This is a genomic window from Arthrobacter sp. TB 26 (assembly GCF_000427315.1).
In the GTDB taxonomy this organism is placed as follows: Bacteria; Actinomycetota; Actinomycetes; order Actinomycetales; family Micrococcaceae; genus Arthrobacter.
Window position 1 is genome coordinate 2178 of the sequence record NZ_AUPJ01000056.1, and the last position, 13017, is coordinate 15194.

Consider the following 13017-nt stretch of genomic DNA (forward strand, 5'->3'; position numbering starts at 1 on the left):
CTTAAAGGAGGAGGGTCCTTCCAGCCTCGGCCGGAAGGACCCTCCTTATTTGTCGTGCTGTGGTGCTTGTCGCTTGGTGGCCGCTACTCGACGACGAGCAGCAGGTCTCCGCCCTGGACCTGTTCGATCGCGCCGACGGCGAGGCGCGAGACGGTGCCCGCCACCGGCGTCGTGATGGACGCTTCCATCTTCATGGCCTCGATCGTGGCGACAGTGTCGCCGGCCTGGACCGCCTCGCCGGCCTTGACGGTCAGGGTGACGGCGCCGGCAAACGGTGCGGCCACCTCGCCGGGCTGGGAGGCGTCGGCACGTTCCGCCGCCTTGACGTTGCTGACGACGGAACGGTCACGGACCACCACCGGGCGGGACTGGCCGTTGAGCGTACACATCACGGTGCGCATGCCCTTCTCGTCCGGTTCGGAGACGGCCTCGAGTGAGGCGATCAGGCGGACGCCCTTCTCGAGTTCGATCTCGTGCTCGGCACCGCGCTGCAGCCCGAACAGGTAGTCGCGGGTGTCCAGGACCGAGAGGTTGCCGTAGGACTCCACGCTCTTCTGGTAGTCCTTGGTGGGCCCGGCGAAGAGCAACCGGTTGAGTGTCTGCTGCACGGTCTTGGAGTCTGACGTGAGTGCGGCGCTGTCCTCGGCGCTGAGCTCGACGTCGCGGACCTTGACCGTGCGGCCCTGCAGGGCCTTGGTGCGGAACGGTTCCGGCCAGCCTCCGGGAGGATCGCCCAGCTCACCGGACAGGAAACCGATCACGGAGTCCGGGATGTCGTACTTCTGCGGGTTCTCGTTGAAGTCTGCGGGATCGGCGTTGAGTCCCACGAGGTGCAGGGCGAGGTCGCCGACGACCTTGGAAGACGGGGTGACCTTCACAAGCCGGCCGAGGATCCGGTCCGCTGCGGTGTACATGTCCTCGATGGCCTCGAACCGCTCACCGAGGCCGAGCGCAATCGCCTGCTGGCGCAGGTTGGAGAGCTGGCCGCCGGGGATTTCGTGCTGGTAGACCCGGCCCGTGGGGCCCGGAAGTCCGGACTCGAACGGGGCGTAGACGCGCCGGACGGCCTCCCAGTATGGTTCCAGGGCGCAGACATTGGCCAGGCTCAGGCCGGTGTCGCGGGGTGTGTGGGCCAGGGCTGCCACCAGCGCGGAGGCTGAGGGCTGGCTGGTGGTGCCGGCCAGCGAGGCGGAGGCCACGTCCACGGCGTCCACTCCGGCGTCGACGGCTGCCAGCAGTGTTGCCAGCTGCCCGCCGGCGGTGTCGTGGGTGTGCAGGTGGACCGGGAGGTCGAAGCGTTCGCGCAGGGCGGTCACGAGGCGGGCAGCGGCGGCGGGGCGCAGCAGGCCGGCCATGTCCTTGATCGCCAGGATGTGTGCGCCGGCGTCGACGATCTTCTGCGCCAGCTCCAGGTAGTAGTCGAGGGTGTAGAGCGTCTCGTTCGGGTCCAGCATGTCAGCGGTGTAGCAGAGGGCCACCTCCGCGACGGCGGTTCCGGTCTCGCGGACGGCGCGGATGGCCGGAGCCATCTGGTTGACGTCGTTGAGTGCATCGAAGATGCGGAAGATGTCGATGCCGGTCGCGGCGGCCTCGTTGACGAACGCCACCGTGACCTCCTCCGGGTACGGGGTGTAGCCGACTGTGTTGCGGCCGCGAAGGAGCATCTGCAGGCAGACGTTCGGGAGGGCCTTGCGCAGCGCCGCGAGCCGGTCCCAGGGGTCCTCACCGAGGAAGCGCAGGGCGACGTCGTACGTGGCACCGCCCCAGGCCTCGACGGAAAGCAGTTCCGGGAGGAGCTTGGACACTGCCGGACCTGCTGCCACGAGGTCGCGGGTGCGGACCCGGGTGGCGAGCAGCGACTGGTGGGCATCACGGAACGTGGTGTCCGTGACGGCGACCGCATCCTGCGCGCGCAGAGCCTGCGCGAAGCCGTCCGGCCCCAGCTCCTGCAGCCGCTGGCGGGAGCCCGGCTGCGCAGCGGCGTCGTCCAGGGCGGGGAGTTTGGCGGCGGGATCGCTGTGGACCGTGAGCTCGCCGTTGGGCTTGTTCACAGTGACTTCCGCGAGCCAGGTGAGCAGCTTGGTGCCGCGGTCCGCGGAGACCCGGGCTTTGAGCAGCTCGGGACGTTCGTCGATGAACGAGGTGGCCACGTTGCCGGCGATGAAGTCGGCGTCGTCCAGGACGGCCTGCAGGAAGGAGATGTTGGTGGAGACCCCGCGGATACGGAACTCGGCGAGGGCACGCCGCGCCCTGGCCACCGCGGCCGGGTATTCGCGGCCACGGCAGGTCAGCTTGACCAGCATCGAGTCGAAGTGCGGGCTGATCTCCGCACCGGAGTAGACGGTGCCGCCGTCGAGCCGTACACCGGCGCCGCCGGCCGAGCGGTAGCCGGTGATCTTGCCGACGTCGGGCCGGAAGCCGTTGGCCGGGTCCTCCGTGGTGATGCGGCACTGCAGGGCGGCACCCTTGAGCTGGACGGTCTCCTGGGAGAGGCCCAGGTCCGCAAGGGTCTCACCCGCGGCGATCCGCAGTTGAGCCTGGACGAGGTCGACGTCGGTGACTTCCTCGGTGACGGTGTGCTCGACCTGGATCCGGGGGTTCATTTCGATGAAGACGTGCTGGCCCTTACGCTCGCCCACGGTGTCGACGAGGAATTCCACGGTGCCGGCGTTGACGTAGTTCAGCGCCTTGGCGAACTTCACGGCGTCGCGGTAGAGCGCCTGCCGGATGCCTTCGTCCAGGTTCGGTGCCGGCGCGATCTCGATGACCTTCTGGTGGCGGCGCTGGATGGAACAGTCCCGCTCGAAGAGGTGCATGACGTTGCCCTCCGCATCGGCCAGGATCTGGACCTCGATGTGGCGGGGACGCAGGACGGCCTGCTCCAGGAACATGGTGGGGTCGCCGAAGGCCGCGTCGGCTTCGCGCATGGCGGCCTGCAGCGCTTCGGGAAGGGCCTCGCGAGTGTCGACGCGGCGCATGCCGCGGCCGCCGCCGCCGGCGACAGCCTTGGCGAAGATGGGGAAGCCAATCACGTCCGCGGCTGCGATGAGTTCGTCGACGTCTTTCGAGGGCTGACTGGATTTCAGCACCGGGACGCCGGCCTTGCGAGCGGCCTCCAGGGCGGCAACCTTGTTGCCGGCAAGTTCCAGCACCTCGGCCGGCGGCCCAACGAACGTGATGCCGGCTTCCGCGGCGGCCCGTGCCAGCCGAGGGTTTTCGGAGAGGAATCCGTAGCCGGGGTAGATGGCGTCGGCCCCGGATTCCTTGGCCACGCGCACTACCTCGTCGACGTCGAGGTAAGCCCGGACGGGGTGGCCCTCTTCACCAATCAGATATGCCTCGTCGGCCTTCTGGCGGTGGATGGAGTTGCGGTCCTCGTTCGGGAAGACAGCAACAGTCTTGGCGCCCAGCTCGTAGCTGGCGCGGAAGGCACGGATCGCAATTTCGCCGCGATTGGCCACCAGAATCTTCGAAAACATACTTCTCCTGCATCATCGCGGGTGTATCGGTAATTCGTCACAGTGTCTAAGAACCGGACGGGCAAACACAAATTATTGTGGCGACCGTCACAGCGACGCGCGTCACGTATGCCGGATCAGGCACGTACGTCTGGCATGTGGATCCAGCAGGGGCGGTTCCGGCCCCGATTGCAGCTTATCCATGATCTGCCGCCCCGGGCACCCGATGAGACAGGTTTCGGCGGGCCGGCAACATATGATGAGGAGGTGGGTGGCGCATGCACGCCCCGGCTCCGGAGAACGCAGGAGCCGGCAGGACCCCGTCCCGGCAACCGGCGTTAGGTATTGGTTTTTCAAGTGCAAGTAGTCAGCATCAGCAGCCTCAAAGGCGGTGTCGGCAAGACATCGGTGACCACCGGATTGGCGTCCGCGGCCCTGGCCGCCGGCATCCCCACCCTCGTCGTCGACCTTGACCCCCACGCCGATGCGAGCACGGCCCTGGGAGCCCGGCCGGGAGACCAGCAGGACATCGGCCGGATGCTTAAAGCTCCCCGGCGGGCACGCCTGGCCGAGAACGTCGTCCCCAGCGGCTGGGTGGAACGGGCGTCCGCCAACGGCGGCGCTCCCGCAGGCCTGGCGGCCCCCATCCTGGATGTGGCCGTCGGCTCGGCCTACACCGGCATCTACGACCGCCCCGACCTGGGCCGCCGCGACCTCCGCCGGCTCTCCACGGTGCTGGCCGGTGCGGAGCAGTACGAGCTGGTCCTCGTGGATTGCCCGCCCTCCCTGAACGGGCTCACCCGGATGGCCTGGTCCGCCAGCGACAAAGTCGTTCTCGTCGCCGAACCGGGACTCTTCTCGGTTGCCGGTACGGAACGCACCATGCGCGCCATCCAGCTGTTCCGCCAGGAATTCGCCCCGAACCTCTCCCCCGCCGGCATTGTCGCCAACCGCGTGCGGTCCGGTTCCGCCGAGCACACTTTCCGGCTCGCTGAGATGGAATCGATGTTCGGCGAGCTGCTGCTCTCCCCGCACATCCCGGAGCAGGCCAACTGGCAGCAGATCCAAGGCGCAGCCCACTCCATCCACCATTGGCCCGGCGAGTCGGCCAAGAGCGCCGCCGCGCTGTTCGATGCCCTCCTGGCGAACCTGCTGCACACGGACAGCCGGCCGGCCGCCACCCCGGTCCGGGACCGCATCCACCGCTGAGCACGTCCCGCCACCCCGGGAACCCCAAAACGAAAACAACGCGAGTTAGCGCCTATCCGGCATGCCGTGATGGACGCTAACTGACCCCGCGTTGCTGTCTGGGGCGTAGGTGCTGTTGTTGGGCGGTGTCAGCCGATCTTGCGGGTGGCCCGGCGCTTGCTGAGTTCATCGTCGGGGAACGACTGGTCGCTGGCGTGTTCGCTGGGAAGGGCCGCGAGGCTGCCCTCCACTTCACGCCAGACACGGCCGACGGCGATGCCGAAGACGCCCTGTCCGCCCTGGACGAGGTCGATCACTTCGTCCGCCGAGGTGCATTCGTAGACGCTGGCGCCGTCGCTCATCAGGGTGATCTGCGCAAGATCCTCGACGCCGCGCTCCCGGAGGTGTTCGACGGCGGTGCGGATCTGCTGGAGTGATACGCCCGTGTCGAGCAGGCGCTTGACCACTTTCAGGACCAGGATGTCGCGGAAGCCATAAAGTCGCTGGGAGCCTGAGCCGGCGGCGCCGCGGACGGCGGGCTCCACCAGCCCGGTGCGTGCCCAGTAGTCCAGCTGCCTGTAGGTGATGCCGGCAGCCTTGCAGGCCGTGGGGCCACGGTAGCCCGCATCCTCGTCCAGGACGGGAAGATCCTCGGTGAACAGCAGGCCTTGGGCACCGCTGGCGGGCACGGCCACACCAGCCGCCGAGGGCTGCTTGAGCTCGCCTGCTTCGCCTTTCGGACTCACGTGGATCCTCCTTGTCATGGCTCCCCTGCGGAAAATGCAGCAACAACCGGTCATGCCTGGCTAAACAACACACGGGCGGATAAAATTCATCCGTGTAATTCTGCCGGGGCTGCACTTTCCAGTGTGACCTGAGCGGCTGTTGCGTGCAATGGGAACTTGTACTTCTGACGTTAGGCCTGCCGGGGCCCAAGGTCAAAGACGTTCGAGGTATTGCCGGGGCGTGTCGAAACTTTCATCCTCGACTTTAACCTTAACGTGACCTCAGCCTGCGAAATCCTCAGGTTCCACGTCGTCGAGGAACTCCCGGAACCGCCGCAGCTCCCCTTCTTCGTCGACGGCAGGACCCGGGTGGGTGTCTTCGCCCTCGTCGTGTTCGGTGATCCGGACGCCGGCCTCTTCCATCACGGCGTCGGCGCACCAGATCCGGCACTTGGCGCGGAGGGCCAGGGCCAGGGCATCGGAGGCCCGGGAACTGACCGTGGTCCCGTTCTCGAATTGGAGCTGCCCGTAGAAGATGTTGTCCTCCACGGCCACAATGTTGACGCTGACGATCGTGTGGCCGAGGGATTCGACGACGTCGACCAGCAGGTCGTGCGTCATGGGGCGCGGGGGCACGACCCCCTGCTGGGCCAGGGCGATGGCGCTGGCCTCGGGGGTGCCGATCCAGATCGGCACGTGCCGCTCCCCGTGGATCTCCTTGAGCAGGACGAGCGGCTGGTTGGACGGCAGTTCAATGCGCACGCCTACAATTTCCACCTCAATCATCAGATGTCCATCCTCGAGATGCGGTCCTGGACCAGGGCCCGGTGCAGCGTCAGGCACAGCTCGCTGATCTCCCGGGCGGCCTCCGCGGCACGGGCATGGGAAGCGGCATCCTTGCGGGACGTCAGGGTGGACACCGCACGCTCCACCAGCCCGAACTCGCGCTCGGCAGCTGCCTGGAACGGCCGCAGGTGCCGTGGTTCCAGGCCGTGGCTCTCCAGCTGGACGCAGGCGCGCGCCACCTGGAGGGCGTGCTCATCGAATTTTCCGTTGACGTGGCCGATCAGGCCGAAGCTCAGGAGCGATTCAACCAGCGGCACGCTGGCGCCGGACTCGGCCCGGAGCTGTTCTTCACTGAGCCTTCGGACCCGGTTCTGCAGTTCGGATGCGAACTCCTCGGAGACAATCCGCGGCGAGACCGTGACGCCGGGAGGAAGGTTGTCGGGGCGTTCACCGCGGTCGATCGCGTCGAGGTAGTCCTTGATCACCTTCAGCGGCAGGTACTGGTCCCGCTGGAGGGCCAGTACGAAGCGCAGCCGTTCGACGTCGTTCTCGGCGTACTGGCGGTAGCCGGCAGGGGTCCGCTGGGGGTTGATCAGTCCCTTTTCCTCAAGGAACCGGATTTTTGACGCGGTCATGCTGGGAAAGTCGTCGCTCAGCTGAGCCAGGACTTCCCCGATGTTCAGAACCTGGGGTCCGCGCCGTTCCGCTTGTGCCATGGCCACAGGCAACTGCTCCGGAATCAGACGTTGCCTGCTGCGCGGGCAGGGCTCAGGTAGAAGGTGAGGCGGAACTTCCCGATCTGCACTTCGTTGCCGGACTTCAGTTCGACGCCGTCGACGCGGTCGTTGTTCACGTAGGTGCCGTTCAGGCTTCCGGTGTCCACGACTTCGAAGCTGCGCGCCGTGCGGCGGAACTCCACGTGCCGGCGGGAAACCGTGACGTCGTCGAGGAAGATGTCGGCGTCAGGGTGCCGGCCCGCCGTCGTGATGTCCGTGTCAAGCAGGAAGCGGGCGCCCGTGTTGGGACCGCTGTGGGCCACCAGCAGGGCAGAGCCATACGGCAGCGCCTCAACGGCGGCCCGCTCCTCTACCGAAAGTTTCGGGGTGATGGTGGGTTCATCGCGGACCGGCGTGAGGTTGATCGACGTGGTCTCCGAAGCCTTCACTCCACCCGTGCCATAACCGTCACCGGTGTTGTTGCGTTCGTGCCCAAACATTGATTCCTCCATTCGCTGCAGGTGTCCCCCCTGCAAACAACGCATGCCGTCCGGAAAAGCCGTGCCAATCCGGGATTCAGCCCTTCGGCGGGGCGTTGGGTGGCTGGTCTCCCAACGGCTGTTCCAACGACCCGGCCCGAATAGGCTTTGCTTTAGCCTACCTGTTGTTCGTACTCCGATGCACTGAGGAGCGACTCGATCGCGTCGGCTTCCGCCAGCTTGATTTCCAGCAGCCATCCCTCGCCATAGGGATCCGAATTGATCAGGGCGGAATCGGTGTCCAGGGCCTCGTTGCGGGATACAACCTCACCGGAAACCGGGGCGTAGATGTCGCTGACGCTTTTGGTGGACTCGACCTCGCCAACGACGTCGTTTGCCTTGACCGTGGTACCCGCCTCCGGCATCTGGGCATAGACGACGTCCCCCAGGGCGTCCTGGGCAAAATCAGTGATGCCCACGCGCACGACACCGTCGGCGTTCGGGGCAGAAACCCACTCGTGTTCTGCGGTGTAGGACAGCTCTTCGGGAATGATGCTCATGACGGGCCTTTCATCGGGTCAATCACCAATAGCGGCGGCGGTCACCTGAACTGTCCGCCGCTGAAAGTATAGGCATATCCGGCCGGACCCGGGGAGGACTCTGGCATGATGGGGCCATGACGGAACACGCCGGTATCGGCTAGGCAATGCCCGAGCTTCCCGAAGTGGCGGCCCTGACGGACTTCCTGGCGCGGCACCTCCTCGGCGCTGCTGTCACGAAGGTCCAGATCGTCTCCTTCGCGGTGCTCAAGACCGCGGATCCCCCGTTCTCCCGGTTGGAGGGCAGGACTGTGACCGGGGTGCGCCGCTTCGGCAAGTTCGTCAGCCTGGACGCCGACGGGCTGTGTTTTGTCTTCCATCTGGCGAGGGCCGGCTGGGTCCGCTTCACCGAGGCGCCCACGGACACCCCATTGAAAATGGGCAAGGGATACATTGCGGCGCGGCTGTCGTTTTCCAGTGCCTCCGGCCCGCTGCGCCTGGACCTGACCGAGGCCGGCACGAGGAAGAGCCTGGCGGTCTATGTGGTCGCGGATCCGCACGAGGTCCCCGGGATCGCCGCGCTGGGACCGGATCCGTTCAGCCCCGGGTTCGACGTCGAGGCCCTGGCGGGGATCCTTGGTGCCAGTTCCCAACAAATCAAGGGCGTCCTGCGGAGCCAGAGCGTGATTGCCGGCATCGGGAACGCCTACAGCGACGAGATCCTGCACGCAGCCAGGACATCACCTTTCGCCATGGCCAGGTCGCTGGACCGGGAGTCCGTCCAACGTCTCTACGACGCAATCCACAGCATCCTCGGGACAGCCCTGCGGGAGGCCGGCGGCAAACCGCCCAGTGAACTCAAGGACACCAAGCGGGAGCACATGCGGGTCCACGGCCGGGCCGGTGAGGCGTGCCCGGTGTGCGGCGACACCGTCCGGGAGGTGTCCTTCGCGGACACGGCCCTGCAGTACTGTCCGGGCTGCCAGACGCACGGGAAGATCCTGGCCGACCGCCGGACATCGCGCTTCCTGAAATAGGCGTCATTGCCCTGGCGTGTCCGGAGACCAGTGCCGGGGAAACAGAAAACCCCGCCCTTCCCTTGTCAGGAATGGCGGGGTACTTTCTGTTGGTCGGGCTGACAGGATTTGAACCTGCGACCCCTTGACCCCCAGTCAAGTGCGCTACCAAGCTGCGCTACAGCCCGTCAGTTCCGCCGTTCTCCGCTCATGATGCCATCCTCTGGTGTAGCCAAGGAATATCATCTGAGCAGTCCGGCCGAACCACCTCCAAAAGCTTACACGATTCCGGAGGGTGCCCGTGACACTTTCAGCATGTCACGGAAACTTTTTCCCTCGGCGGGCGCGCCCGGAATTAACGCTTCTTGCCGCGCTTTTCCCGGACACGCATGTTGACCTCGATCGGCGTGCCCTCGAACCCGAAGGTTTCGCGGAGCCGGCGGGCGATGAAGCGGCGGTACCCCGGGTCCAGGAACCCGGTGGTGAAGAGTACGAACTTCGGCGGACGGCTCGAGGCCTGGGTGCCGAAGAGGATGCGGGGCTGCTTGCCGCCGCGGACCGGGTGCGGGTGCGCTGCAACGAGTTCGCCCAGGAAGGCGTTGAGCCGGCCGGTGGCGATGCGCTTGTCCCAGCTTTCGAGCGCGGTGTCCAGGGCAGGGACGAGCCTGTCCTTGTGCCAGCCGGTCTTGGCCGAGATGTTGACCCGCGGTGCCCATGCCACGTGGGCCAGGTCCTGCTCGATTTCACGTTCGAGGTAGGTGCGGCGTTCGTCGTCCAGCAGGTCCCACTTGTTGAACGCAAGAACCAGGGCACGGCCGGATTCGATGGCCAGCTGCAGGATGCGGACGTCCTGTTCGCTGAGCACTTCGTCCACCGCGAGGAGCACGACGGCGACCTCCGCCTTTTCGAGGGCGCTCTGCGTCCGCAGCGAGGCGTAGAAGTCGGCGCCCTGCGCCATGTGCTGGCGGCGGCGGATACCGGCGGTATCCACGAAACGCCAGGTGCGGCCGCCGAGTTCGATGAACTCATCGACCGGGTCACGCGTGGTGCCGGCGGTGTTGTCCACGACAACGCGCTCGGAACCGGCCAGCTTGTTCAGCAGCGAGGACTTGCCCACGTTCGGACGCCCGATCAGGGCGATGCGCCGCGGACCGCCGGAGCGCTCCAGGCCTTCGATCGTGGAGTACTCGGGAAGAGTGTCCATAACATGGTCCAGGAGGTCGGCGACGCCCCGGCCGTGCAGTGCCGAGACCGGGTACGGCTCGCCGAAACCGAGGCCCCAGAGCGTTGCCGAGTCGGCTTCCTGCGCAAAGTCATCCACCTTGTTGGCCACCATGATGACCGGCTTCTTGGACTTGCGGAGCATTTTCACGACGGCCTCGTCCGTGGCCGTGGCGCCAACGGCGGAGTCGACCACGAACAGGACGGCGTCGGCAAGTTCCACGGCCATCTCGGCCTGCTCGGCGACGCGGGCATGGATGCCGCGGGCATCGTGCTCCCAGCCGCCGGTGTCGACGACCGTGAAGTTCCGGCCGTTCCAGGTGGCCGAGTACATCACACGGTCGCGCGTGACGCCGGGAGTGTCTTCCACTACGGCTTCGCGGCGGCCGAGGATGCGGTTCACCAGGGTGGACTTGCCGACGTTGGGACGGCCGATGATGGCCAGGACCGGATCAAGCTTGACGGGGCCGTCGAAATCCTCGTCGTCGTACTCGCCGCTCAGGAGGGCGGCGTCCTCTTCGTCCAGCTCGTAGTCGTCCAGGCCGGCCCGAAGGGAGGCCGCGCGGAGCTCTGCCTCATCGTCGTCCAGGGCGGCGAGGTGCTCGGCCACCTGGTCCGTGCCGGTGGGCGTGTATTCGTCTTCGCCGGCGCCAAATTGGCCGGAGGTTTGAGTCGTATCGCTCATTGCACTTTCCTTATGGGGTGATCTGCCGGCGTCCCGGCTACTGCTTCATGACGTTCTTGCGGGGAATCCGCGTCGGGCAAGGGCTGCCCTGTTCTTTGGATCGAGTCCTGGACATGGCGCGCCAGCGCGGCGCGGATCTCGGTTCCGGCCCTGTCCATTGAAACACGCCCGGTCTCGCCGGGCCTGCGGCTGACGTTGAGGGCTCCGCCGAAGCTGACGTGCAGCCGGCGGCGCAGCCGTGGAACGGCGTCGAGGTGTTCGCCGCCGGCCCGGGTACCGAGGATGGCGACGGGGACCACGGTCGCGCCGGAGTTCAGCGCGAGCCACGCGACCCCCTTGTTGATGGCGGAGGCTTCGCCACTGCCCCGCGTGCCTTCGGGGAGGATGCCGACGCACCGTCCGGCGTCGAGCACGCTCTTGGCCGTGAGGAGGGCCGCCCGGTCGCCCGCGCGGTCCACCGCCAGCTGGCCGGAGGCCCGGAGAACCCGGCCCAGGAAGCCGGTGAACATTTCCTTCTTGACCAGGATGTGCATGGCACGCGGGGATGCCCCGAACATCACAGGTCCATCCAGAAAGCTGATGTGGTTGCCGGCGAAGATCACCGGACCGGTCGCCGGGACGTTCGACCGCCCCGTGACCGAGGTCCGGTAGAGGACGTGGTCCAGGATCCAGCCCACGGGCCGGCTCCAGAGGGTTGTCCAGCGGGCCGGCACCCGGGGCAAGGGCAGGGCCGGAGCCCGGACCGACTGCTGCTTCTGCTGTGCGGAGTCAGTCACGGTTGAGCGCCTGGTGGTTGACGATGCCGGTCACGATGCTGAGCGCGGCGTCGACGGTCCCGGCGAAGTCGAGCTCCGAGGAGTCCAGCGTCACCACGCCGTCGGCGGCCCGGGTGAAGTTCACCACGGTCGAGTCCTTCGCATCCCGTTCCGTTACCTGGGCCGCGAGCTGTTCGGCGTTCTGGCTGCCGCCGAGCTGGATGCCCCGGCGGCGCAGGCGCGCCTCTTCGCTCGCGGTGAGCAGCATCCGCACTTCGGCATGGGGCGCGACGACGGTAGTGATGTCCCGTCCTTCAACCACCATGCGGCGGTGGTGCTTTTCGATCAGCTCGCGCTGCCGGCGGATCAGTTCGGTGCGGGCGCCGAGGGTGGTGGCGACGGCGCTGACGGCGGCGGATATCGACGGCTCGCGGATCGCGAGCGTGACATCGGCGCCGCCGACCCGGACGTATTCCTCCAGCGGGCTCGTGCTGATTTCCAGCGGCAGGCTCCTGGAGGCAGCCTCGACGGCGGCGCCGTCGTCCAGGTCCGTGCCGTTGTCCAGGCAGAACCAGGTCAAGGCACGGTACATGGCGCCGGTGTCGAGGTAGGCCAGCTTGAGCCGGCGTGCCACCTCTTTGCTGACGCTGGACTTGCCCGATCCGGACGGCCCGTCGATGGCTACGACAAGGCTTTTTCCGGGGCGGAGGACGTCCACGGTTGCGATAAGTTCCTGGGTCATTACTGGAGTACCCGCCATCCGCGGTCGTTGAGGGCTTCGATGAGCAGTTCGTGCTTGTTCGGCAGGACGGAGATTTCCACCATGCCCACGTTCTGGCCCGAGGAGTGGTCCAGGCGGAGGTCCTCGAGGTTGACGCCGATCTCGCCGATCTCCGTCAGGAGCCGGGCGATCTGTCCGGGTGTGTCGTCGACCAGGACCGTCAGCCAGGAGTAGGCCTGCGGGGGTCCGCCGTGCTTGCCCGGGATGCGGGACTGGCCGGCGTTGCCTTCGCTGATCAGCTGGGCAAGGTCCAGCCGGGCACCGGGTGCAGTCGGGTCCTCGAGCGTGCCGATGACACGGTTGAGGTCCTCGCGGACGCCGTGCAGGATCTCCACGACCTTCTCCGCGTTCGCGCCGAGGATCTGCACCCACAGGGTCGGATCACTGGCCGCGATCCGGGTGACGTCCCGCAGCCCGTTGCCGGCGAGGGACAGCGCATGCAGGGGCGTGCCCTGCAGCCGGCTGGCCACGAGCGAGGAGACCACCTGCGGAACATGCGAGACGAGCGCCACGGCCTCGTCGTGCTCCTCGGCCCCAAATTCGGAGACAATTGCGCCGAGGTCCGCGGCCAGCGCGCGCGCAGCCTGGAGGGCCTGGGGTTGTGTCTCCTCCGAGGGGCACAGGACCCATGGCATGGAGGTGAAGAGTTCGCCGCGGGCCGCGACGGG

The 13017-nt window shown here is 67.0% G+C and carries 11 protein-coding genes, 1 tRNA gene and 1 pseudogene (1 of these 13 cut by a window edge); 2 read left to right on the forward strand and 11 right to left on the reverse strand.

Translation table 11 applies throughout. From position 1 onward, the window contains the following. Positions 1-83 precede the first annotated feature (83 nt). Positions 84-3479, reverse strand: coding sequence for a pyruvate carboxylase (locus tag K789_RS0100955; RefSeq protein ID WP_024365112.1), 3396 nt, complete (start codon positions 3477-3479; stop codon positions 84-86). A 336-nt stretch (positions 3480-3815) separates the two neighbouring features. Here K789_RS0100955 and K789_RS0100960 point away from each other — a divergent pair, with 336 nt between their 5' ends. Beyond that, complete coding sequence (locus K789_RS0100960; protein WP_024365113.1) at positions 3816-4667, forward strand: ParA family protein; 852 nt, start codon at positions 3816-3818, stop codon at positions 4665-4667. A gap of 128 nt (positions 4668-4795) precedes the next feature. Here K789_RS0100960 and K789_RS0100965 read toward each other — a convergent pair whose 3' ends face one another. The 5 genes from K789_RS0100965 to gcvH form a co-directional block, all read right to left on the reverse strand. Continuing rightward, positions 4796-5392 carry a MerR family transcriptional regulator gene (locus K789_RS0100965; protein WP_024365114.1) on the reverse strand — a complete coding sequence of 199 codons (597 nt, stop codon included), beginning with the start codon at positions 5390-5392 and terminating at the stop codon, positions 4796-4798. Between the two features lie 261 nt (positions 5393-5653). Further along, positions 5654-6157 carry a bifunctional nuclease family protein gene (locus K789_RS0100970; protein WP_024365115.1) on the reverse strand — a complete coding sequence of 168 codons (504 nt, stop codon included), beginning with the start codon at positions 6155-6157 and terminating at the stop codon, positions 5654-5656. Beyond that, on the reverse strand, positions 6157-6873 hold the full coding sequence (locus tag K789_RS0100975) for a MerR family transcriptional regulator (RefSeq protein ID WP_024365116.1): 717 nt from the start codon (positions 6871-6873) through the stop codon (positions 6157-6159). Before K789_RS0100975 ends, K789_RS0100970 begins: the two co-directional genes overlap by 1 nt. Positions 6874-6896: 23 nt before the next feature. Continuing rightward, positions 6897-7373 (reverse strand): FHA domain-containing protein, encoded by a 477-nt coding sequence (locus K789_RS0100980; protein WP_024365117.1) that lies wholly within the window; start codon positions 7371-7373, stop codon positions 6897-6899. A 152-nt stretch (positions 7374-7525) separates the two neighbouring features. Continuing rightward, positions 7526-7912, reverse strand: coding sequence for a glycine cleavage system protein GcvH (gcvH, locus tag K789_RS0100985; RefSeq protein WP_024365118.1), 387 nt, complete (start codon positions 7910-7912; stop codon positions 7526-7528). A gap of 146 nt (positions 7913-8058) precedes the next feature. Between gcvH and K789_RS0100990 the strand changes: the two genes are divergently transcribed. Then, positions 8059-8928, forward strand: a complete 870-nt coding sequence (locus tag K789_RS0100990; RefSeq protein WP_024365119.1) for an Fpg/Nei family DNA glycosylase — start codon at positions 8059-8061, stop codon at positions 8926-8928. Between the two features lie 90 nt (positions 8929-9018). Here the strand turns inward: K789_RS0100990 and K789_RS0100995 are convergent. The 5 genes and pseudogenes from K789_RS0100995 to K789_RS21935 form a co-directional block, all read right to left on the reverse strand. Further along, positions 9019-9095 (reverse strand) — tRNA-Pro (locus K789_RS0100995). Positions 9096-9262: 167 nt separating this feature from the next. Further along, a complete protein-coding gene (gene der / locus K789_RS0101000) occupies positions 9263-10813 on the reverse strand; it encodes a ribosome biogenesis GTPase Der (RefSeq protein WP_024365120.1) in 1551 nt (516 codons plus the stop codon). Then, on the reverse strand, positions 10810-11490 hold the full coding sequence (locus K789_RS0101005) for a lysophospholipid acyltransferase family protein (RefSeq protein ID WP_024365121.1): 681 nt from the start codon (positions 11488-11490) through the stop codon (positions 10810-10812). The genes der and K789_RS0101005 overlap by 4 nt, the downstream gene beginning before the upstream one ends. A 91-nt stretch (positions 11491-11581) precedes the next feature. Next, a complete protein-coding gene (gene cmk, locus K789_RS0101010) occupies positions 11582-12310 on the reverse strand; it encodes a (d)CMP kinase (protein WP_024365122.1) in 729 nt (242 codons plus the stop codon). Further along, positions 12310-13017 (reverse strand): annotated as a pseudogene (locus tag K789_RS21935) (prephenate dehydrogenase); it runs 401 nt beyond the window's last position. Before K789_RS21935 ends, cmk begins: the two are co-directional and overlap by 1 nt.

Excerpts from the sequence above, each read along its gene's own strand:
- K789_RS0100955 (WP_024365112.1), bottom strand. The coding sequence starts at position 3,479 with ATGTTTTCGAAGATTCTGGTGGCCAATCGCGGCGAAATTGCGATCCGT.
- K789_RS0100970 (WP_024365115.1), bottom strand. The coding sequence starts at position 6,157 with ATGATTGAGGTGGAAATTGTAGGCGTGCGCATTGAACTGCCGTCCAAC.
- K789_RS0100975 (WP_024365116.1), bottom strand. The coding sequence starts at position 6,873 with ATGGCACAAGCGGAACGGCGCGGACCCCAGGTTCTGAACATCGGGGAA.
- K789_RS0100980 (WP_024365117.1), bottom strand. The coding sequence starts at position 7,373 with ATGTTTGGGCACGAACGCAACAACACCGGTGACGGTTATGGCACGGGT.
- gcvH (WP_024365118.1), bottom strand. The coding sequence starts at position 7,912 with ATGAGCATCATTCCCGAAGAGCTGTCCTACACCGCAGAACACGAGTGG.
- K789_RS0100990 (WP_024365119.1), top strand. The coding sequence starts at position 8,059 with ATGCCCGAGCTTCCCGAAGTGGCGGCCCTGACGGACTTCCTGGCGCGG.
- der (WP_024365120.1), bottom strand. The coding sequence starts at position 10,813 with ATGAGCGATACGACTCAAACCTCCGGCCAATTTGGCGCCGGCGAAGAC.
- cmk (WP_024365122.1), bottom strand. The coding sequence starts at position 12,310 with ATGACCCAGGAACTTATCGCAACCGTGGACGTCCTCCGCCCCGGAAAA.